Source organism: Curtobacterium sp. MWU13-2055 (assembly GCF_023242305.1).
In the GTDB taxonomy this organism is placed as follows: Bacteria; Actinomycetota; Actinomycetes; order Actinomycetales; family Microbacteriaceae; genus Curtobacterium.
On sequence record NZ_JALLIO010000002.1, the window covers coordinates 411,187 to 432,682 of the forward strand.

The 21,496-nt window shown below is 72.2% G+C and carries 20 protein-coding genes; 13 read left to right on the top strand and 7 right to left on the bottom strand.

Translation table 11 applies throughout. From position 1 onward, the window contains the following. Nucleotides 1-77: 77 nt before the first annotated feature. The 3 genes from M4960_RS06685 to M4960_RS06695 are packed head-to-tail and all read right to left on the bottom strand — an operon-like array spanning nt 78 to nt 3,618. Nucleotides 78-1,700, bottom strand: a complete 1,623-nt coding sequence (locus M4960_RS06685) for a hypothetical protein (protein WP_248703816.1) — start codon at nt 1,698-1,700, stop codon at nt 78-80. A 5-nt stretch (nt 1,701-1,705) separates the two neighbouring features. After that, on the bottom strand, nt 1,706-2,632 hold the full coding sequence (locus tag M4960_RS06690; RefSeq protein WP_123291805.1) for a carbohydrate ABC transporter permease: 927 nt from the start codon (nt 2,630-2,632) through the stop codon (nt 1,706-1,708). Beyond that, complete coding sequence (locus M4960_RS06695; RefSeq protein WP_235036018.1) at nt 2,629-3,618, bottom strand: sugar ABC transporter permease; 990 nt, start codon at nt 3,616-3,618, stop codon at nt 2,629-2,631. Before M4960_RS06695 ends, M4960_RS06690 begins: the two co-directional genes overlap by 4 nt. Nucleotides 3,619-3,782: 164 nt before the next feature. On the opposite strand from M4960_RS06695, the gene M4960_RS06700 reads away from it, so the two are divergent. Together M4960_RS06700 and M4960_RS06705 are read left to right on the top strand one after the other, a co-directional pair. After that, the gene (locus M4960_RS06700) at nt 3,783-4,790 is read left to right on the top strand and encodes a LacI family DNA-binding transcriptional regulator (RefSeq protein WP_248703817.1); all 1,008 of its coding nucleotides are present in this window, start codon (nt 3,783-3,785) and stop codon (nt 4,788-4,790) included. A gap of 61 nt (nt 4,791-4,851) precedes the next feature. Continuing rightward, a complete protein-coding gene (locus M4960_RS06705) occupies nt 4,852-5,238 on the top strand; it encodes a VOC family protein (protein ID WP_248703818.1) in 387 nt (128 codons plus the stop codon). A gap of 148 nt (nt 5,239-5,386) precedes the next feature. Here the strand turns inward: M4960_RS06705 and M4960_RS06710 are convergent, their stop codons facing one another. Then, complete coding sequence (locus M4960_RS06710; RefSeq protein WP_308221997.1) at nt 5,387-6,133, bottom strand: alpha/beta hydrolase; 747 nt, start codon at nt 6,131-6,133, stop codon at nt 5,387-5,389. 83 nt (nt 6,134-6,216) lie between these two features. Here M4960_RS06710 and M4960_RS06715 point away from each other — a divergent pair, with 83 nt between their 5' ends. From M4960_RS06715 to M4960_RS06725, 3 genes are all read left to right on the top strand, one after another. Further along, the gene (locus M4960_RS06715) at nt 6,217-6,717 is read left to right on the top strand and encodes a hypothetical protein (protein ID WP_248703819.1); all 501 of its coding nucleotides are present in this window, start codon (nt 6,217-6,219) and stop codon (nt 6,715-6,717) included. 19 nt (nt 6,718-6,736) lie between these two features. After that, nucleotides 6,737-7,285, top strand: coding sequence for a dihydrofolate reductase family protein (locus M4960_RS06720; protein WP_248703820.1), 549 nt, complete (start codon nt 6,737-6,739; stop codon nt 7,283-7,285). Nucleotides 7,286-7,388: 103 nt separating this feature from the next. Further along, nucleotides 7,389-8,687 carry an NAD(P)/FAD-dependent oxidoreductase gene (locus tag M4960_RS06725; protein WP_248703821.1) on the top strand — a complete coding sequence of 433 codons (1,299 nt, stop codon included), beginning with the start codon at nt 7,389-7,391 and terminating at the stop codon, nt 8,685-8,687. A gap of 265 nt (nt 8,688-8,952) precedes the next feature. On the opposite strand, the gene M4960_RS06730 is transcribed toward M4960_RS06725, so the two are convergent. Continuing rightward, nucleotides 8,953-9,858: an SDR family oxidoreductase gene (locus M4960_RS06730; protein ID WP_248703822.1), complete on the bottom strand. Its 906-nt coding sequence runs from the start codon at nt 9,856-9,858 to the stop codon at nt 8,953-8,955. A 108-nt stretch (nt 9,859-9,966) separates the two neighbouring features. On the opposite strand from M4960_RS06730, the gene M4960_RS06735 reads away from it, so the two are divergent. From M4960_RS06735 to M4960_RS06745, 3 genes are all read left to right on the top strand, one after another. Beyond that, the gene (locus M4960_RS06735; protein WP_248703823.1) at nt 9,967-10,539 is read left to right on the top strand and encodes a TetR/AcrR family transcriptional regulator; all 573 of its coding nucleotides are present in this window, start codon (nt 9,967-9,969) and stop codon (nt 10,537-10,539) included. An 89-nt stretch (nt 10,540-10,628) separates the two neighbouring features. Continuing rightward, nucleotides 10,629-11,861, top strand: a complete 1,233-nt coding sequence (locus tag M4960_RS06740) for an acyltransferase (protein WP_248703824.1) — start codon at nt 10,629-10,631, stop codon at nt 11,859-11,861. Between the two features lie 9 nt (nt 11,862-11,870). After that, complete coding sequence (locus M4960_RS06745; RefSeq protein WP_248703825.1) at nt 11,871-13,052, top strand: NAD(P)/FAD-dependent oxidoreductase; 1,182 nt, start codon at nt 11,871-11,873, stop codon at nt 13,050-13,052. 87 nt (nt 13,053-13,139) lie between these two features. On the opposite strand, the gene M4960_RS06750 is transcribed toward M4960_RS06745, so the two are convergent. After that, the gene (locus tag M4960_RS06750) at nt 13,140-14,009 is read right to left on the bottom strand and encodes a UbiA family prenyltransferase (protein ID WP_248703826.1); all 870 of its coding nucleotides are present in this window, start codon (nt 14,007-14,009) and stop codon (nt 13,140-13,142) included. Beyond that, a complete protein-coding gene (locus tag M4960_RS06755) occupies nt 14,006-14,929 on the bottom strand; it encodes a DMT family transporter (protein ID WP_248703827.1) in 924 nt (307 codons plus the stop codon). The genes M4960_RS06750 and M4960_RS06755 overlap by 4 nt, the downstream gene beginning before the upstream one ends. Nucleotides 14,930-15,000: 71 nt before the next feature. On the opposite strand from M4960_RS06755, the gene M4960_RS06760 reads away from it, so the two are divergent. The 5 genes from M4960_RS06760 (at nt 15,001) to M4960_RS19645 (ending at nt 21,440) form a co-directional block, all read left to right on the top strand. Continuing rightward, entirely contained in the window at nt 15,001-15,849 is an 849-nt protein-coding gene (locus M4960_RS06760; RefSeq protein ID WP_131880419.1) for a LysR family transcriptional regulator, read from the top strand. A gap of 45 nt (nt 15,850-15,894) precedes the next feature. Further along, nucleotides 15,895-16,707 (top strand): fructosamine kinase family protein, encoded by an 813-nt coding sequence (locus tag M4960_RS06765; protein ID WP_248703828.1) that lies wholly within the window; start codon nt 15,895-15,897, stop codon nt 16,705-16,707. Between the two features lie 226 nt (nt 16,708-16,933). Beyond that, nucleotides 16,934-19,087, top strand: a complete 2,154-nt coding sequence (locus M4960_RS06770) for a glycosyltransferase family 39 protein (RefSeq protein WP_248703829.1) — start codon at nt 16,934-16,936, stop codon at nt 19,085-19,087. Nucleotides 19,088-19,122: 35 nt separating this feature from the next. Then, nucleotides 19,123-19,845 (top strand): response regulator transcription factor, encoded by a 723-nt coding sequence (locus M4960_RS06775; protein WP_123339010.1) that lies wholly within the window; start codon nt 19,123-19,125, stop codon nt 19,843-19,845. Continuing rightward, nucleotides 19,842-21,440, top strand: coding sequence for a cell wall metabolism sensor histidine kinase WalK (locus M4960_RS19645; protein WP_248703830.1), 1,599 nt, complete (start codon nt 19,842-19,844; stop codon nt 21,438-21,440). Before M4960_RS06775 ends, M4960_RS19645 begins: the two co-directional genes overlap by 4 nt. The last annotated feature ends 56 nt before the right edge of the window (nt 21,441-21,496 follow it).

Here is a 21,496-nt window from a genome sequence, read left to right on the forward strand (position 1 = left end):
CGACCGCAGACCGGACGGGACGCCCGTGGCGGCCACCGCCACGTGCCTCCCGTCCGCTCCGAACGCAGCCCCAGCGGTCAGGACGACCGCGCTGCAAACGCCTGCTGGAACTCTCGTCGAACGGCATCGCCGCCGCGGCGGCGCCACTCCCGGACGGTCCCCTTCCACGACGACACCTTCGCCCGCCCGAGCAGCACGTCGTTGATCGCGTTCGTCGCGAAGGTGCCGAGGGCAGGCCCGGTCGTCGAGTTCGTCGGCGAGTACAGACCGTAGGCCGGGTTCGGCAGCCCGCGGGCGACCCACGACGACAGCGATTCGTGCACGGTGTCCGTCATCGCCGGGGCCCCGGCGTAGTACAGCGGCAAGGGGCACTCGGTGAGGTACTGCAGCGGGAACTCGCCGAGCGCGGTCTCGCTGTTGCCCGTCTTCGTGAGCACGGGGGCACCATCGCGGTACTCGAAGTCGCGGCCCTCGATGCCGAACTTGCGGTACATCCAGGCCTCGGTACCGAACGGCGAAGCGCACCAGTTGAGGACCTCGAGCAGGACGCGGATGCGCTCGTCGGACGCGGCGGCGACCGCGGCGATGGTGTTGTTCGGGTCCCCGAGCCACGGCTTCGCCGCGGCGCCCGCCGGCCCGACGAACGGTGCGATCGTCAGCTCGAACCCGCTCCCGGCCGTCGCCTGCTGCAGCAGGCCCGGGATCGCGGTGTAGGTGTCGGCGAGCATCACGGCGGACCCCTGCACGAACCAGACCTTGCCGTTGTAGGCGGTGATGCTGTCCGGGTGGACGAGGCCCTCGGCGATGAGCTTCCGCGACGTCTCGAGCAGGTCCTGGTACTCCTCCGTCTCGTACATGTGCTGGAAGCGGCCGCCTTCCTCCTGCCATTGGTTCGGCAGTCCGAACATCGGCGCGAGCACGTTCGTCGGTACCGACGCCAACGCCCATCTGTTGCGGTGCGGGTCCGAGACCTCGCGGCAGAGCTGCACGAACTCGTCGACGCTCGAGAACGATGGGTCGACCCCGAGGTCCGCGAACAGGTCCTGACGACGCAGGAGCGCCTGCGACGACAGCGGGCCACGCGGGATCGGGACCCCGTAGATGCCGCCCGAGTACACGGTCCCCCTCCAGGACGCGGTCGGCAGGTTGGCGAGGTACGGGTAGTCGCGGACGCCGCTGCCGGACAGGTGCGGACTGAGGTCTGCGGCCTTGGCCTCGAGGAACTGCGGCAGGTACGGGAACGACCCGAACACCGTGAACACGTCGCCGAGGGTGTCGCCGGCGACCTGCGTGGCGAACTTGTTGCCGAAGTCGGCGTTCGGCGTGATGGTGAGGTCGAGGTCGATCCCCATCCGCTGGTCGAGCCCCTGCCAGTACGGGTTGCTGCCCTTCGAGGGCGGCACGGGCGAGTTCGTCGGGACGCTGCCGTGCACGGTCGAGCCGTCGCCGGGCTTGCCGTCGGTGGGCACGAGGGTCGCCGGGATCTTCCGGAAGGCGCTCGGCATGAGGGCGCTCGTCTTCGGGAACGCCGGCTCCGGCCCGCCGGCCCACGGCACGTAGTCCGGCAGCGTGACCGCCTGGTTGATCGCCTTGACGTCGGTCGAGCGGGTCACGGTGGAGCAGCTGGCCAGGAGGCCCGTGGCTGCGACCCCGAGACCGCCCGCGATGAGCGCGCGGCGGGTGATTCCGTTGTTCGTCACGCTGGTCAGCCCTTCACCGCACCGGTCAGGACACCCTTGGCGAAGTGCCGCTGCAGGAACGGGTAGACGATGAGGATCGGCACGATCGAGACGACGAGGATCGCCATCTGGATCGAGGCCTGGGGTGGGAGGGCATCGGCGGACGCCCCGAGGTCGGCGCCGCCGAGCTGCGCGTTGTTGATCACGTAGGTGCGGAGCACCAGCTGCAGGGGCCACTTCGCGGTGTCGTTGATGTAGAGCAGCGCGTTGAAGAACGCGTTCCAGTAGCCGACGGCGTAGAACAGGCCGATGACGGCGAGGACGGCCTTCGACAGCGGCAGCACGATCCGCCAGAACACCGCGAAGTCACCGGCGCCGTCGATGCGTGCCGACTCGAGGAGCTCCTGCGGGATCGCCATGAAGAACGACCGCATCACGATGACGTTGAAGGCGCTCAGGGCGGTGGGCAGGATGAGCGCCCAGTACGAGTCGAGCAGCCCGAACTGCTTGACGACGAGGTAGTTCGGGATGAGGCCGGGCGCGAACAGCAGGCTGACGAGCACGAGGCCCAGCACGGCGCCCGACCCGTAGGAGCCCGGACGGCTGAGGGCGTAGGCGAGCATCGCGCTCACGAACAGGCTGATGAGCGTGCCGACGGTGGTGATGCCGATGCTCACGACCAGGGCCCGGGTGACGACACCGCCGGCGAAGATGCTCTCGTAGGCGCTGAGGTCGAAGCCCTTCGGCCACATCACGAACCCGCCGGCGTCGTTCACCTGGCTGGTGGGTGCGAGGCTCGTCGACACGATGCCGACGAACGGCAGGATCACCACGAGGCAGATCACGAGCAGGACCGCTCCGGTGAGCAGCCGTCCGGGCAGCGGAGCCGCGTCCGGGCCACCGCGCTTGCGCTTCTTCGCCCGTGGGACGGTCACGGTGTGCGTGGCGGTCATCGCGACTCCTTCTGGTAGACGCCCGCTTCACCGAAGACGTGCGCGAGCTTGTTGGCGCCGAGCACGAGCAGCACGCCCACGACGCCCTTGACGAGTCCGACGGCCGCGGCGACACCCCACTGCCCACCGAGCACGCCGTTGTTGTAGACGTAGGTGTCGAGGACCTCGCTGGCGGCACGACCGACGGCCTGCTGCTGCAGGATGATCTGCTCGAAGCCGACGGTGAGCGAGTCGCCGAGCCGCAGGATGAGCAGCAGGATGATGATGCCGCGCATGCCGGGCAGGGTGACGTGCCACAGCTGGCGCCAGCGCGAGGCGCCGTCCATCTTCGCCGCCTCGTACAGGCTGGCGTCGATCGAGCTGAGGACGGCGAGGAACAGGATCGTTGCCCAGCCGGTGTCCTTCCAGATCACCTGGCTGGTGAGCAGCGCGATGAAGCCGTCGGGGTTGCCGAGGAAGTCGATCGCGTCACCGCCGGCGGCACGGATCGCGTTGTTCACGAGCCCGGAGCCGCCGAGGATCTGCTGGAACACCGCGACGACGATCACCCACGACAGGAAGTGCGGCAGGTACAGGATCGACTGCACGACGCCCTTGATCCGCTCGGACAGCAGCGAGTTGAGCATGAGCGCCAGGATGATCGGTGCGGGGAACACGAACACGACCTGCACGAGGGTGATCACGAGGGTGTTCCGGAGCGCGCCGAGGAACTCGCCGTTGCCGTCGAACACCACCGAGAAGTTCTCGAACCCGACCCAGGGGCTGCGGCCGAGCGGGACGAACGGCAGGTACTCCTGGAATGCGATGAGGTTGCCGAGCAGCGGCAGGTAGTGGAACCCGAGCAGCAGGGCGACTCCCGGCAGGCCCATCAGCAGCAGCACCCGGTCGCGGCGGATCCGCTGCCACGTGCTCCGTCGGCGGAGCCCGGGGTCGGGTGGTGGTGCGGTGTGCGCGGTGGTCGTCGCGCGGACGTCGAGCTTCGTCACTCGGTGGCCTCCTCCGTTGGATTCCTGCAGCGACCCTGGCGTGCGGAGTTACAACGTGGCAATCCGTTGCCAAACGTTTCCATCGTTGTAACGCTCCAGTGAGCGCACACCCGCAGCCCCGCACGACGACTCCACCGGAGACCTGCCGCGCTACGCTCGTCCCGATGCGCGCAACCGTGCGGGACGTGGCCACCCTCGCCGGGGTGTCGCCGAAGACCGTCTCCAACGTCATCAACGGCGGCGTGGTGGTGCGCCCGGAGACCCGCGAGCGCGTCGAACGGGCCGTCGCCGAACTCGACTACGTGCCGAACCTGTCCGCCCGCGGGCTGCGGAACGGCCGCTCCGGTGCGATCGCCCTGACCCTGCCCGAGATGGGCAGCGCCTACTCCGCCGAACTCGCGCAGTGGTTCGTCGAACTCGCCCGCGAGCGCGGATGGGTCGTCCAGCTCGACCAGACCGGCAACGACCCGGCCCGCGAGCGCGAACTCGTCTCACGAGCCCGCGCCCACCTCGTCGACGGCCTCGTGCTCAACCCGGTGTCGCTCAGCGCGAGCGTCCTGGCCTCGACCGAGGGGCTGCCGCCGACCGTCGTGATCGGCGAGGTCGAACCCGAGCACGTCGACCAGGTGCACGTCGACAGCCGGGCCGCCGCCGAGCAGGTCACCGCCTACCTGGTGTCCCGGGGCCACCGCCGGATCGCGGTCGCCGGTGCCGCCCGGGCGTCCGAGCCCACCGCCACCAGTGAGCTGCGGGAGCGCGGGTACCTCGCCGCACTCGCCACCGCCGGGATCGAACCGGACCCCGCACTGCGGGTGCCGCTGCCGTCCTGGACGACGAGTTCGGCAGCGACGGCGTTCGCGGCCTGGCTCGACGAGCACCCCCTGCCCGACGCCGTGTTCGCCTTCACGGACTCGATCGCCTTCGGCGTGCTGCACGTCCTGGCCGCCCGAGGTGTCCGCGTCCCCGAGGACGTCAGCGTCATCGGGTTCGACGACATCGACGGAGCGGCGTACTCGATCCCCGCGCTCAGCACGGTGTCGTTCGACCGGCGGGCGTTCGCGACGGCAGCACTCGACCTGCTGACCCGACGGATCGAGGACCGGAGCCTGCCGCCCGAGACCGTGGTGGTGCCGCACCGCATCGTCGAGCGCGCGAGCGTCGCCGACCGCTGACCGCTGATCGCTGATCGCTGATCGCTGATCGCTGATCGCTGATCGGCGTACGCTCCGCGGCATGACCAGCGAAGACGCCTCGATGCCGACGCTCGCCGCGACCGTCCTGCAGTCCCCGGAGCCGATCGCCCTCGCCCGGTTCTACGGCGCCCTGACCGGGTGGACCGTGTACGAGGACGACCCGACCTGGGCCCGCATCCGCCCCGCCGAGGGCCCGGGTCTGTCCGTGCAGTACGAGCCCGAGTACGTCGCGCCGACCTGGCCCGGCACCGCCGATGCCCCCGGCATGCAGCTGCACCTCGACTTCCAGGTGGAGGACCTGCCGGCAGCCGTCGCCCGCGCCGAGGAGCTCGGTGCCACACAGGCCGCGTTCCAACCGCAGGACGACGTCCGGGTGCTGCTCGACCCCGACGGGCACCCGTTCTGCCTGTTCCTGCCCGGGGTCTGAGGCAGGTTGGCCGCTCCCCGAGGTTCCACAACACGCCGGGTGATCGCCGCCGAGGTTCCGAACTGCGGCGATCCGAGCGCCGACATGCCGAGATTTCGGAACCTCGGGGACGAGGACGAGGACGGGGACGGGACGGGACGGGCGCGCCTCAGGCTGGGTCGGCGGCTGCCAGGACCGCGGCGCGCGTGCGGGCGTCACCGAGGATCCGGAAGTGCCCGCCCACCGGCAGCCGCACGTTCGTCGCCCCGGACAGTTCACTGCCCTCGGGGATGAGCGTGTCGAACACCCCGTAGACCGAGGTAATGCGGGCGTTCGCGTCGAGCTCCCGCGCCAGTCCGGCCAGCACGGGGTCGGCCGCCCGGAACACCCGCAGGTGCCGAACCGGAGCCAGTCGCGCGTAACCCGACCCGGCGAACGGCGTCGACACGGCGACCATGCGGTCGATGCGGCCGTGGTCGTCGAGCTGGGTCATCGCGTACTTCCCGATGAGCCCGCCCTTGCTGTGCGCGAGCACGAGCACGTTCCGCAGGTCGTGCTCCTCGAGGTACGCGAACACGTCGCGCGCCGAGTCCGGCACCGGACGCAGGTTGTGCCGCAGCACCGGCAGCACGTGCACCGGGTGCCCGCGGTCGTGCAGGGCGTCCATGAGCGGCCGCATGAAGTGCCAGGTCTCGTAGACGCCGGGGATCACCACGACGGGCTGGCCGTCGCCGGTCCGGTAGTCGTCAGCCGTGGTGGGCCCGAGGCTCCGCACCTGCCACGAGATCGCGTACCACCAGTCGAGTGCAGCCCACCTCGCGCGTCGCACCAGCGGGATGCCGGGAGGCACGGGTCGGCCCGTGCGCGCCGGCTCCGTGCGGAACGTGGTCGGGTCCGTCTCCAGCTCATCGCGCACGCCCCGAGGGTACGCGGCGGTTCGCAGCACTGCGTCAGGCTCGTCATCGGCTGCACACAGGGGCACGGTGTGCACTGCCTTCCATGAGCGACACCACTCCCACGAACGGCCACGAGCCGGGCAACGCCGCCCGCACTCCCTCGGCAGCGGCACCGGCCGGCTGGGGTTCGGCACCCACGCCGACCTCCACGGCGACCCTCGACGCACCCGCACCGAACCAGTACGCCCAGCAGCCCTACCGCTCCGACGCCGGATCCTGGAACGCCGGCGACCCGAACGGCGCCACCCCGTGGTACGGCGCCTCGGCCCCGACGAGCCGGAAGAGCACACCGAAGCCGCCGTGGTTCTGGCCCGTCCTGGCTGCGATCGTCGGACTCGCAGCACTGCTCGTCGGCGGTGGCATCGGCTTCGCCATCGGGCATGCGATCGGTGGGGACCAGTCCCAGTCGACGACGCAGGTGCCCGGCACGAACGGCGGGACGAACCAGTTCCCGGGCAACGGCACCGGGCAGCTCCCCGGGTACGGATCCGGCAGCGGCACGGACGGCAGCAGCAGCAGCAGCGACAGCGGCACCGGCAGCTGATCCGCAGTACGCTCCGGCCATGCGCAAGGTCACCGCAGGGCTGTTCACGTCGGTCGACGGCGTGGTGCAGGACCCGTACGAGTTCCAGTACGACAGCTTCGACGACGAGCTCGGGGCCGGGATGGGCGCGTTCATGGCCCGCACCGACACCGTCCTGCTCGGCAGGAACAGCTACCTCGAGTGGTCCGAGTGGTGGCCGGCACACCCCGACGACGGCTTCGGGCAGTGGATCAACCCGATCGAGAAGTACGTGGCCTCCACGACGCTCGGCGACGACCTGACGTGGCAGAACACCACCAGGATCCCGGGCGACCTCGACACCTTCGTCCGCGAGCTCAAGGAACGCGACGGCGCCGACATCGCGGTGTGCGGCAGCGTGAGCGTCGTCCGGCACCTGCTGTTCGCGGGGCTCCTGGACGAGCTCCAGCTGATGGTGCACCCGGCGATCGCCGGCTCCGGCCGGAAGCTCTTCGAGCCGACCGACCCGGCCACGCGCCTGCGGCTGGTCGGCAGCACCGTGACGAGCAAGGGGAACGTCGTGAGCACCTACGCACGGCTCGACGCCTGACGGAGCCGACCCGGGCCTCCCGGTCGGCAGTGGACGGGAGCGGTCCACAGCGCGCGTACCCTCGTGGGTGACCACCTCACGAACCGAAGAAAGCCGGATCAGCATGCCCCAGGACACCCGCCCGCACGTCGTCATCGTCGGCGGTGGATTCGCCGGTGTCGCTGCCATGCGCGAGCTGGCGGACGCTCCCGTCCGGGTGACGCTCGTCGACCGGCACGTCTACAACATGTTCCAGCCCCTCATGTACCAGGTGGCGACGGGCGGACTGAACGCCGGCGACGTGACGTACTTCCTCCGCAGCCTGCGCGCCAAGCAGGACAACGCCGAGTTCCGGCACGGCCTGCTCACCGGCATCCGGACCGACGAACGCATCGCCGAGATGTCCGACGGCGAGCACCTGCACTACGACTACCTCGTGCTGGCGAACGGCGTGAACACGAGCTACTTCGGCACCCCGGGCGCCTACGAGTACGCGTACTCGATGTACTCCCGCTCGCAGGCCCTGCGGATCCGCGACGAGCTGTTCACCCGGCTGGAAGAGGCTGCCGCGAACCAGGGCCCCGACGAGATCAAGATCGTCATCGTGGGCGGCGGCGCGACCGGCGTCGAGATGGCCGGCGCGCTCGCGGAGCTCCGCGACCAGGCACTCGAGGGGGCGTACCCCGAGCTGGACAAGGGTGCCATCACGATCACCCTCGTGCACCGCAGTGGCGAACTGCTCAAGCCGTTCGCCCCGCGTCTGCGCCGGTACGCGGCCAAGGTCCTGCGGAAGCGCGGCGTCGTCCTCCGGCTGAACACCGGCGTCTCCGAGGTCAAGACGGACGGCGTGATGACGGCCGACGGCGAGTTCATCCCCGCCTCGCAGGTCATCTGGGCCACCGGCGTCGCCGCCCACAAGGAGGTATCGGGCTGGGGCCTGCCGCAGACCAGCGGCGGACGCATCCAGGTCGGCGACGACCTGCGCGTCAACGGCGCCGAGCGGATCTTCTCGGCCGGGGACATCGCGGCGCAGTCCGATGCCCTCGCGCAGCTGGCCCAGCCGGCGCTGCAGGGTGGACGGCACGTCGCGACGCAGATCAAGCGTCTGCTCGAGGGCAAGCCCACCGAGCACTTCAAGTACTTCGACAAGGGCACGATGGCGACCATCGGCACGAACGCCGCGGTCGCGCAGCTGCGGGGTGGCATCACGCTCGTCGGGCCCGTCGCGTGGCTGGCGTGGGTGGCGGTGCACATCGCGTCGCTGCTCGGCAACGGCAACCGGCTGTCGACGCTGTCGCACTTCTTCGTCCGCTACCTGTGGTTCATGCGGAAGCGCGCGATCCCGATCGTCGGCGACGTCCGGCCCGTGCGCCCGAACGGCGACCGCGAGCCGGAGCCGTGGCAGATGCAGAAGTCCGAGTAGTCGGCGCCGACGCGCTCGCGCGTCGCGCGTCGCTTCGCGGTTCGCCTCGTGAGTAGAAATGGTCGGGTCCGGTGACTGAACCCGACCATTTCTGCTCACCATGCGCCGTGGTTCGGACCGGCGACGGCCGGGAGGCGCGGGGCGGGGCCGCCACGGGCCTCCCGTCCGTTGCTGGGGCGCGTGGGGCTGGCGCCGACTCGGAACGACCATGTCGACGTCGTGCGACATCGAACTCGTCGTTCGGAGTCTCGCGGGGACCGGTCGCCTACGCGACCCGCACGCCGGAGTAGGCGCCGGCGGCGATGTCCTCGAGCAGCCCCGGCCCGGTGGGCTCCCACCCGAGGAGCTTCTGGGTGGCGTCGGACGTGGCGGACATCTCCATGCCGAAGAACCGGCCGATGAACCCGAAGTGCGCGTCCGCGTCCGCCGGGTCGATCGAGGTCACCGGCAGCCCCAGGACCTCGCCGATGGCCTCAGCGATCGTGCGGGTCGGGATCGCGGTCTCGGCGACGGCGTGCAGCCGCGTGCCGGCCGGGGCCTGCTCGAGCCCGAGGCGGACGAGCCGGGCGGCGTCGGTGACGTGCACGGCGGACCAGCTGTTGGTGCCGTCGCCGACGTAGCCGGAGACGCCGCGCTGCCGGGCTGCACCGACGATCGCGGCGATGAATCCGTGGTCACCGGTGCCGTGGGTGGTGGGGCTGAACCGGGCCGCGATCGTGCGTACCCCCTGGCCAACGAAGTCGAAGCCGCGGTTCTCGCTGCCGCCGCGCATGCTGTCCGGGCCGACGAACGGGTTGGCGTCCGCTTCGGTCGAGGGGCGGCCCTGGGCGAGCCCGGCGACGCCCGACGCGAGGACGAACGGGCGGTCGGTGCCGACGAGCGCTGCACCGATGGTCTCGACGGCGGCCCGCTCGCTGGCGTTCGTGGCGGCGGCGTTCGCCCAGTCGTGCTTGTTGGCGAGGTGCAGGACGCCCTCGGCCTCGGAAGCGCCCCGGCGGATGACGTCGAGGTCGTCGAGGTCACCGCGCAGGACGGCGACGCCCTTCGCCTCGAGCGCGGCGGCCGACGCGTCGGAACGCGCGAGCCCGGTGACGGTGTGCCCGGCGGTGAGCAGGTCGTCGACGGTGTGGGAGCCGATCCAGCCGGATGCCCCGGTGACGAACACGTGCATGAGTGGTCCTTTCACAGATGTCCACGGTGTGATGTCATGAACTGACATCACCGTAGCACTCGATGTCAGCCGCTGTCATCAAGTCGTCCTGATCAGTAGACTCTCCGCATGGCTCGCTGGCAACCCGGAACGCGTGAACGACTGCAGGCGGTCGCGCTGCAGCTCTTCGCGTCCGAGGGCTACGACGGCACCACGGTCGCGCGGATCGCCGCCGAAGCCCAGGTCACCGAGCGCACCTTCTTCCGGCACTTCGCCGACAAGCGCGAGGTCCTGTTCGCCGGCCAGGACGACTTCCTCGCGATGTTCGTCGACCCGATCACGGCCGCCCCGGCCGACGCGGCGCCCTTCGACCTGGTCGGCCGCGCCCTCGACGCCGCCGCCGGGTTCTTCCCCGAGGACCGCCGGTCGTGGTCGCGGGCCCGGCAGACGATCATCGACGCGAACGCAGCGCTCGGCGAACGGGAGCTCGGCAAGCTCGCCACCCTGAAGGCACGCCTGGGCGAGGTCATGCGCGAGCGCGGCGTCCCCGAACCGGCGGCGACGATGGCCGCCGAGACCGCCGTGACGGTGTTCCACCTGTCCTTCGCCCAGTGGATCGCTCCGGATGAGGACCGCCCGTTCGCCGCGATCGTGCACGAACGACTCGACGCCCTGGCGACGCTGGTGCACCCCGGGCGTTGAGTCGGCTCTTACCTGCCGCGCGCATCATGTGACGATCCGGTCACGACGCGTCCCGCTGTCGTGGCCTCCCGATCGCGCAGGAGGTGCCCGTGACGACCGACGTGCTCTCGCCCGAGCGGGTCCGCGCGACGACGGCACCTGGCCGCGCGACGACCGCGCCCGGCCACGCGACGACCGCGCGGGGCCGGACCGACGGCGACCCGACGGGCCGGACGCCACCGCCCCCGCTCACCCATCGCGCACCCGCCCTCGACGGACTCCGGACCATCGCGATCCTCGCCGTCGTCCTGTACCACCTGCACGTCCCGCAGTTCGAGGGCGGCTTCATCGGCGTGACGGTGTTCTTCGTGCTGTCCGGCTTCCTGATCACCACGCTGCTGCTCGGTGAACGCCGACGCACCGGTCGTGTCCGGCTGGGTTCGTTCTGGCTCAAGCGCCTGCTCCGGCTCTACCCCGCGCTGCTCGTGTTCGTCGCGGTGGGCCTGCTGCTGTGGAACTGGGTCGGTGACTACAAGGGCGCGTCGTTCTCGGCGGGCGAGGCCGGGGTCATCGCCCTGACCTACACCGGCAACCTCTTCCGCGCGTTCTGGGACACCACGCAGGGCGTGTTCGCGCACACGTGGAGCCTGTCGATGGAGGAGCAGTTCTACCTGGTCTGGCCACCCGTGCTCGTGCTGCTCGCGGCCCTGCGGGCTCGACGGCGTTGGCTGCTGACGGGCCTCGGCGTCCTGGTCGTCGGAGCGTCGGCGGCGTCGTGGGCGAGCTACCGGACCCCGAGCGGCGGTGCAACCCCCGACGTGTACTTCTCGCCGGTGCTCGGCGTCGTGCCGCTCGCGATCGGGTGCGCGCTCGCGCTGCTGCTCGATGACGAACGGGTACGCGTCCGGGCAGCCGGGATCGCCGGACACGTCGCGACCTGGACCGGGCTCGGGCTCCTGGCGGGTGTGCTGCTCTGGATCGACGACGACTGGACCCAGCACGCCTGGACCTTCGGCGTCGTCCTGCCGGTCATCGGGGTGATCTCGGCGGTGCTCATCGGTGGCCTGGTGTCGGTGCGCTCACCCGTCGCCACCGCGCTGAGCTGGACCCCGGTGGCGTGGTTCGGACGACGGGTGTCGTACTCGGCGTACCTGTGGCACCCGCTCGTCATCGCGCTGCTCGGCACGTTCGCGATCGGCGCGTGGGGCACGGTCGGTCTGGTCGGCGTCGTGCTGCTCGTGTCGATCGGTGCCGCCTACGCGGTCGAGGTCCCCGTGGAGCGGCTCCGTCGCCGGCTGCGCACGAGCAGTGCAGCTGTGCGCGGCTCGACCGCCCGACCGTAGGCTCGGCCCGTGACCACGGAGCGCACCGACGTCCTCGTCGTCGGCGGTGGTCCCGTCGGCCTCTTCCTCGCCGCGCTGCTGGCCGCCCGGGGCATCGCCGTGCAGGTGTGGGAGCGTCGCCCCGGTCCACCCGAGGGGTCGCGCGCCATCGGCATCCACCCGCCGTCCCTCGATGCCTTCGCCGCGATCGGGCTCGACGTCCCGGTGCTCGCCGAGGCGACCCTCGTGCGCACCGGCGTCGCGCGGAGCCGCGGGCGGACGCTCGGCACGCTGACCTTCGACCGTGCCTCGGACACCCACCCGTACGTCGCGACGCTCGACCAGCACCGCACCGAGTCCCTGCTGCGGGACCGGCTGGCCGCTGCCGACGGAGCCGCGCTGCGCACCGGGACGACGGTGACCACCCTGTCCCGGCACCGTGACCACGTCGACGCGGTCGGCACCGGCCCGGACGGCGCACCGGTAACCGTGCGCGCCGCCTTCGTGGTCGGGGCCGACGGCGCACGGAGCGTCGTCCGTGACCTGCTCGGCATCGGCACCACTGGCCGCGACTACCCGGACCGCTACGTGATGGGCGACTTCGCCGACCCCGAGGGCGCCGACGCCCGGACCGCCGCCCTGGTGGACGTCGGCCCCGGAGGCGTCGTCGAGTCCTTCCCCCTGCCGCACGGTCGGCGCCGGTACGTCGCCCTGGTGCCGGACTCGCTGGCGTTCGCCCCGAGCGGCGCGACCCCCGCCCCGGAGACGGCGGCACGACTGGCCGCGATCGTCGCCGCACGCACCGGCGTCGTCCCGGATCCGTCCTCCTGCACGATGCTCAGCGGTTTCCGGGTGCGGCGCCGCGTCGCCGACCGCGTCGGGGTCGGCCGGGTCGTGCTCGTCGGCGACGCCGCCCACGAGATCAGCCCGATCGGCGGGCAGGGCATGAACCTCGGCTGGCTCGACGCGGCCGAGCTCGCGCCGTTGCTCGCCGGCGCGGTCCGGACCGGCGTGGCCGGACCGTGGCCCGGCTACGCCGCCCGCCGGCAGGCAGCAGCCCGCCGTGCGGCCCGGCAGGCCGAGGCGAACATGGGGCTCGGTCGTCCACTCGGTGCCGCCTCCACCATCGGACGGGAGGCGCTGCTCCGGACCGTCCTGTCGCTGCCGACCGCGCACGGCCTGGCCCGGCTCTACGCCATGCGCTGGGCCTGACGGCTCGCGTCGGCGACGAGCGGCGCGGTGCGAGCCGCCCGGAAGCGCGTCAGGCGAGCCGCGCGGTGCGTCCCGCGCAGGAGTGCGTCAGGCGACGAGCCGCGCCCCGGCGAACCCGAGCTCGACGACGAGCACCAGGGACGACGCGATGACGAGCCGGAACAGGGTGCGCGATGCCCGTCCCGCCAGCACCAGCCGGACCCCCACCACGGCGAGCACCAGCACGACGACCGCCCCGACCACGGCGAGCACGACCCCGATGCCGCGGACCGGGTCGTCACCGAGCACCTGTCCGCCGAGCACCAGGCCGGCCGCGACGACGAGCGACCCGAACGCGACGATCCCGGCTCCCCGGAGCCCGAGGCGGTGCGGGAACCCGCGGACACCGGTGGCGGCGTCGTCGACCAGGTCGGGCAGGACGTTCGTGCAGTGGATCGCGACGCCGAACACCGCGCCGGTGGCGATCGCCCACCACGCCGGCCACAGCCCCTCGGGACCGGCGGACACCGCGACCACGGGCAGCAGTCCGAACGCGACGACGAACGGCACGACCGACCACACGGTGCGCTTGAGCCCGGCGTCGTAGGCCCACCCCGCGGCCACGAGCACCAGGTGCGCCACGGCGGCGACGGGCCCGAGGAACAGCGAGAGGACCACGGCGGCACCGGCCGTCACGAACGCCGCCGTGCGGACCGTCTCCACCGCGATGAGTCCGCGGGCGACGGGTTTGTCGCTCCGGCCGACGGCTCGGTCGCGGTCGGCGTCGATCCAGTCGTTCGCCAGGCCGATCGACAATTGCCCGGCGACCACCGTCAGCGCGACCAGGACCACGAGCCACACCGGGTGTCCGACGGCTGCGGCGATGACGGCGGCGAGCACCGTGACGGTGACCGTCGGACCGGGGTGGGACGAGGCGAACAGGAGTCGCACCACTTTGGGGTCCCGGCCGGAGGTCACCCGGCCAGCGTACGGGCGGGGCGTGCCGGACGACGCAGACTCCGGCGGCCGAGCACCCCCGAGGCCAACGCGATGCCGAGCAGCACGACCAGTCCGCCCACCGGCTCGTTCCACCGCACGCGCTCACCGAGCACGAGCACGCCGAGCGCCACCCCGACCACCGGCGTCAGGTAGGTGACCGTCGACGCCCGACCGGCGCCCCACGCCTGCACCAGGCGCGTGTTCCACGCGTAGGCCAGCCCCGTGCCGACGCAACCGAGCGCGACCATCGCGGCCACGATCCTCCCGTCCAGCTGTACCGGGCCGGTGGCGATGGCGGGCGCGACCAGCAGGAGCATGCCGGACGCCAGCGTGAGCTGCACCGTCGCGATCGTGACCGGGTCGTACGCGCTGCCCACCGCCACCCGCCGCAGGTAGCCGAGCCCGATGCCGTACGAGGCGGTCATGCCGAGCAACGCGACCTGCCCCGGGACGCTCGCCAGGACGGCCGGGTCGCCGAGCAGGTCCCACGGACCGACGAGCACCAGCACCCCGACGATGCCGACCACGATCCCGGCCACCTGCCGCCCCCGCAGCCGTTCGGAGGGCACGAGCACCGCGAGCGCCGCCAGCGTCATGATCGGGGTCGTCGCGTTGTAGATGCTCGCGAGCCCGGACGGCACGGTCTGCTCGGCCCACGCCATCAGCGACGACGGCAGGGCGTTCAGGAAGAACGCGACGATCGCCAGGTGCGCCCACACGCGGGGCTCCCGCGGCCAGCGTCGTCGGGTCGCGAGCAACAGGACGACGAGCGTCACGCCGCCCAGGACGGTCCGCACGGTGGCGACCTGCTGCGGTGCGAGTCCGTCGAGGCCGATCTTCGCGAAGAGGAAGCTCGAGCCCCAGGTGAGGGCGACGAGACCGTAGAGGAGGGCGTTCATGTGGCCTAGTGTCGAACCACCAACGCCCATGCGGCAAACGCATGGGGTTCATGCCGACATGAGGAGCACGCATGACCGTCTCGGTCCCCCAGCTCCGTGCGTTCGTCGCCACGCTCGACGCCGGGTCGTTCACGTCCGCGGCCTCCGTGCTCGGCGTCGGCCAGTCGGCCGTCTCGCACGCCGTCGCCGGGCTCGAGCGCGAGGTCGGCGGGCCGGTCGTCCGGCGCGGGGCGGTCGCCGTCCCGACACCCCTGGGCGACCGCCTGCTCGCCCACGCCCGCAGCGTGCTCGCCTCGGTCGACGCCCTGGAGGCAGTGGTCCGGCCCGCCACAGCGCGCGGCACCGTGCGACTCGCGGCCGTCCCCACCGTCTGCCAAGGCCTGCTGCCGCGGCTCCGCGAACTGTGGGCGGTGACGTTGCCCGACGTCGACGTGCAGGTCTACGAGGGCGACGACGACGAGATGCCCGAGTGGCTCGAGAGCGGCACCGTGGACGCAGCCGTGCTCGTCGACCCCGCGCCGGTGCCAGCCGGGGGCGTCGTCGTCGCCCGGGACGAGATGGCCGCGGTCGTCCGGCGCGACCACCCGCTCGCCGAGCTGCCCGCGCTCACGCTCGACGACCTGCACGAGGACGGCCTGGTCGCGGGCGGCGGCGGGTGCGAGTACCAGATCCAGAAGCTGCACGAGCTCGACGGACGCCCCTTCCGGTACGCCCACCGCGTGCGGGAGATGAGCACCATGTTCGGGATGATCGAACGGGGCGAGGGCGTCTCGATCGTGCCGACGCTCGGCCGGGTGATGCTGCCGCCGGACCTCGTGATGGTGCCGATGGCCCGGCGACTCGAGCGGACCCTGGTGCTGAGCGGCCCGTCGTCACGCGAGTGGCACCCGCTGGCGAGGGCGCTGGTCGACGCGGTCTGACGACCTGCTGAACGGACGACGGGGACCCCTCGGCAGGATGGACCGATGGCCGAGACGCACGTGAAGACCTTCACCACCCCGGACGAAGCGGCAGCCGAAGCCGCCGGCCTCGCCTGGCTCGCCGAGGCCGAGGACGTGGGCGGCACCAGGATCGCGCGGGTGCTGGACCGGCCGAGCCCGACCGTGCTCGACCTCGAGCTGATCACCGACGGCTCCCCCACCGCCGCACAGGCCGAGCGCTTCGGACGCTCCCTCGCGCACACCCACGCCGCCGGCGCCGACCACTGGGGCGCACCGCCCGCCGGCTGGACGACGGGCTCCGCGCTCCGGATGGGACGCTCCCGCACCCCGTTCGTCGACGCCGCGCACGCACCGGCCACCTGGGGTGAGTTCTTCGCCGAGTACCGGATCCGCGACTTCGTCCGGCGGATCGTCGACGCCGGAGGATTCGACCACGCCCAGGCGGCCGTGTTCGAGCGGGTCGCCGACCGGGTGCAGGACGGCACGCTCGGGTCGCCGCAGCCCGCACTCGTCGGGGACCGTCCTGCACGGCTGCACGGCGACCTGTGGGCCGGCAACGTGCTCTGGCCGACGGACGCGTCCGAACCGACCGGCGCGGTGCTCATCGACCCGATCGCGCACGGCGGGCACGCCGAGACCGACCTGGCGCTGCTCGGACTGTTCGGGCTGCCTCGGTTGGAGACGGTGCTCGCCGCCTACGACCGGGAGTCGCGGCTCGCCGACGGCTGGCAGGAGCGCGTCGAGCTCCACCAGCTCGCGCCGCTGCTGCTGCACGTGTTCCTGTTCGGCGGGTCGTACACGGGGGCGGCCCTGCACGCGGCGCAGCGGTACGCCTGACCGCGCACGGTGCGAGGGGCGCGGCCGAACGGTGCGAGGTTCCGCACCCCGTGCGACCCCGCGTGCCTCGCACCGAGTGCGGAACCTCGCACCACGGCAGACTGCCCCTCGCACGGTGCGCCGCGCCGGCCGCGCCCGACGTTCCTTAGGCCGCGCACAGCCGGCGCAGTGCCGCGCTCGGGGAACGCCCCCGATGCTCATCGACATGACCACGTACCCGATACCCGTGACCGATCGAAAGGCCTCCGCGCTGACCGACGCGCAGGATCGGCGTCGCAAGCCGCTCGCCCGCCTGTTCCTCGGCGAGCGCGAGGACGCCCGCTGGCTCCGGCCGGCGTTCTGGGCGCTCCTCGCAGTGACCGCCGTGGTGTACCTCTGGGACCTCAGCGTCTCGGGGTACGCCAACAGCTTCTACGCCGCCGCCGTGCAGGCCGGCACGAAGTCGTGGGAGGCGTTCTTCTTCGGCTCCCTCGACTCGTCGAACTTCATCACGGTGGACAAACCCCCGGCGTCGCTCTGGGTGATGGTGTTGTCGGCCCGGCTGTTCGGCTTCTCGAGCTTCAGTCTGCTGCTCCCCCAGGCGCTCATGGCCGTGGGGTCCGTCGCGCTGGTGTGGGGCACGGTCCGTCGCACCCTCGCCCGCGTCGGCACCACCACCGCGAACGTGGGCGCGCTGCTCGCCGGCTTCGTCGTCGCGGCCACCCCGGCGGCAGCCCTGATGTTCCGCTTCGACAACCCGGACGCGATGCTCGTGTTCCTGATGACCGCCGGCGCGTACTGCACCGTGCGGGCGCTGCCGCGGGGCAGCTGGAAGTGGATCGCACTGGCCGGGGTCGCCCTCGGCTTCGCGTTCCTGACGAAGATGCTGCAGGGGCTGCTCGTCCTGCCGGCCTTCGGCCTCGTCTACCTGTTCGCCGCCCGCACCACCTGGGGCAAGCGCGTCATCGGGCTGCTCATCGCCGCGGGGTCCCTCGTGGTGTCGGCCGGTTGGTGGGTCGTCGCCGTGTGGTTGTGGCCGGCCGAGTCCCGCCCGTACATCGGCGGTTCGACGAACAACACCGTCCTCGACCTGGTGTTCGGCTACAACGGCCTCGGTCGGATCTTCGGCGGATCGGGCAACGGTGGCGGAGGCGGCGGCATGACCGGCGGCACCGCGGGTGGCTCCTTCGGTGGCTCGACGGGCCTGAACCGGCTGTTCTCGTCCGAGATGGGGCTCGAGATCTCGTGGCTCCTGCCCGCAGCGCTCATCGCGCTGATCGTCGGTCTGGTCGTCGTCGGACGCCGTCACCTGGCCGACCCGGCCCGCGCCGGACTCGTCCTGTGGGGCGGCTGGCTCCTGGTCACCGGCCTGGTGTTCTCGTACATGTCCGGCACGATCCACCCGTACTACACGGTCGCGTTGGCACCGGCGATCGCCGGACTCGTCGGCACCGGTGGCGCGCTGCTCTGGCACGCACGAGCGCGGTTCGTCGGCCGGATCGGCCTGGCCGCGATGATCGGCATCACCGCCTTCTGGGGCTGGTGCCTGCTCAACGAGAACCCGACGTGGCTGCCCTGGCTCCGCTGGGTGATGCTGGCCGGCGGGCTGCTGTCCGCAGCGCTCGTGGTGATGGGCAGTGTCCCGTCGCTCCGCAAGCTGGTCACGGTCGGCGTCCTCGCCGGCACCCTGTTCGGGCTGTCCGGCACCACCGCCTACGCCCTCGCCACGACGACCGTCGCGCACTCCGGTTCGATCCCGAGCGTCGGCCCGGCGGGCAGCAGCTCCGGTGGGACGGGCGGCGGCACCGGTGGCTTCCCGGGAGGCACGGGCGGACCGGGTGGGTCGACCTCCGGCTCCGACGACAGCGGCTCCGACAGCACGTCCGACTCCCAGCAGGGTCCCGGCGGGACCCCGCCGGAGGGCGCGTCCGGCGAGGCGCCGGAGATGCCGGACGGCACGTCCGGCACGGCACCGGGCAGTGGCCAGGACGGCACGGAGGACGCGACCTCCGAGGGTGGGTCGGGGACGGGCCTCCAGACCGGGGGTGGTGGCGAAGGTGCGTCGACCTCGTCGGCCCTGCAGAAGCTGCTCGAGGCGTCCGACGCGAAGTGGGCGGCCGCCGTCAACGGATCGCAGTCGGCCGCGCAGCTCGAACTCGACACCGACACCGCCGTCATGGCGATCGGTGGCTGGTCGAGCGACCCGGCACCCACGCTCGCGCAGTTCAAGGCGTACGTCGCCGACGGGGACATCGGGTACTACGTCTCCTCCGGCTCCGGTGGCGGTGGCATGGGCGGCGGTTCGTCCACCGCATCGGCGATCCAGGAGTGGGTCGCGGCGAACTACGAGTCGACGACGGTCGGCGGGCAGACCGTCTACGACCTGAGCACCGCCAAGTGATCGACGACGAGGGCGCGGTGGATAGGCTCGCGGACGTGACCGGCCAACCGCTGCAGCGCACCGACGGCACCCCCGTCCGCGCCCTCGTCGTCGACGACGAGCACGCCCTGGCCGACGCCGTCGCCCTCGCGTTCGAGGGGGACGGCTGGGCCGTGCGGGCGGTGCACCGAGGACGCGACGTCCTGTTCGCCGCGCGGGAGTTCCAACCCGACGTCATCGTCCTCGACGTGATGCTGCCGGACATCGACGGGTTCGAGGTGCTCGAGCGGCTCCGCGACTCCCGCGACGCCGTCCGTGTGCTCTTCCTCACCGCGCGCGACGCCCCCGAGGACCGGCTCGCCGGACTCACCGGCGGCGGGGACGACTACCTGACGAAGCCCTTCGGCATCGACGAGCTGCTCGTCCGGGCGCGGATCCTCGCACGGACCTCCGCTCGGGTCGCAGCGGTGGGCGGGAGCGCCGAGGTGGTGGTCGGTGACCTCCGCCTCGACGAGGACGCCCGCGCCGTCAGCCGTGCCGGCGAACCGATCGAGCTCACACCGACCGAGTACGAGCTGCTGCGGCACCTGGCGCGGAACGCCAACCGGGTGCTCTCGCGGGAACAGCTGCTCGCGGGCGTCTGGGGCATGGACTTCGGGTCGTCGTCGAACCTGGTCGACATGTACGTGTCGTACCTGCGGAAGAAGCTCGACGCCGGACGCGAGCCGATGCTGCAGACCGTGCGCGGGGCTGGGTACGTCTTGCGGCCGACGACGTGAGCCGATCGACGAAGGCGATCCGGGCCCGTCCGACCCGCGCCGGACGGGTGCCGTCGTTGCGGTGGCGGGTCGTGGCTGCCGTCGCGCTCCTGCTCGTCGCGACGAACGTCGTCGTCGGAGCGGTGACCGTCGTCGCGTTCCGGGGGTACCTGGTCGACCGCCTCGACGCGGAGCTGTCGACGGCGGCGAACCGGACCGTCGGTGGCCGGGACGATGCAGACGCACCCACCGGCCCGCCGCCCGGGTCGTCGTCGGGATCGTCGTCGGGATCGTCGTCGGGATCGTCGTCGGACCGTCCGGATCCGGACAACGCCTTCATCGGGGCGCCGGGGCAGTCCGCCGGCACCGTCGTCGCGATCGTCCGCGACGGCACCGTGGTGCTCGGCGGGTACACCGACAGCGACGGCGACCAGCACGGGCTGTCGTCGGCGCAACGGCGGACGCTCACCGCGGTCGACAGCGGCGCCGACCCGGCGACGATCGACCTCGGCTCGCTCGGCACCTACCGGGTGCAGGCGGTCGGGGACGACGGCGACGTGTTCGTCACCGCACTTCCCCTCGGTGACCTGAACGCCGCCATCGCCCGCCTGTTGCTCGTCATCGGGATCGTCACGGTGCTGGGCCTCGTCGTCGCCGCGTGGGCCCTCGCACTGCTCGTGCGGCGGTCCCTCCGACCGCTCGAACGCGTCGCCGCGGTCGCCTCCGGGGTGACCGACCTCGACCTCGAACGCGGCGACACCGACATCCCGGTGCGGGTCGCCGACGCCGACCTCACCGCGAACCGCGAGGTCAGGCAGGTCGGCACCGCACTGAACCGGCTGCTCGGGCACGTCGCCCGGGCGCTCACGGTGCGCCGCGACGCCGAGGCCGGCATGCGGACCTTCGTCGCCGACGCCTCGCACGAGCTGCGGACGCCGATCGCGACCGTCCGGGCCTACGCCGAGCTGACCGCGCGCTCGTCGGACCTCGACGCGATCCACCGGAACGTCGACCGGATCGGCCGGGAGGCCGTGCGGATGGGCGACCTCGTCGAGGAGCTCCTGCTGCTCGCGCGGCTCGACGCGACGGCCCTGGCGTCCGGGGTTCCGGTGTCCCCGCTCGCGCGCGAACCCGTCGACCTGACCTCGATCGTGGTCGAGGCGACGATGGACGCCCGGGCCACCGCGCCCGGGCACCGGTGGACCCTGCAGATCGTCGACGACCACCCGCTGACGGTGACGGGCGACGCGGAGCAGCTGCGCCGCGTCGTGACGAACCTGCTCGCGAACGCCCGGACGCACACCCCGACCGGCACCGCGGTGGTGGTGTCGTTGCAGCGGATGGGGCCGTCCGGTGCTGGTGCGGCCGCTCGCCTCGTCGTGGCCAACGACGGGCCGCCGATCCCCTCGGAAGCCCTCCCGACCCTGTTCGACCGGTTCACCCGGGGTGAGGCCTCGCGGACCCGTGCGCAGGGACAGGGGACGAGCGGCCTCGGGCTGGCGATCGTGCAGGCCGTGGTGTCGGCGCACGGCGGGAGCGTGCGGGTGGCCTCCGGCCCCGGTCGGACGGCGTTCACGGTGAACTTGCCGGGGCCGCCCGCCGCGCTCGCTTCGTGACGTCCGCCTCGCCCGCTTCGTGACGTCCGCCTCGCCCGCTTCGTGAGCAGAAATGG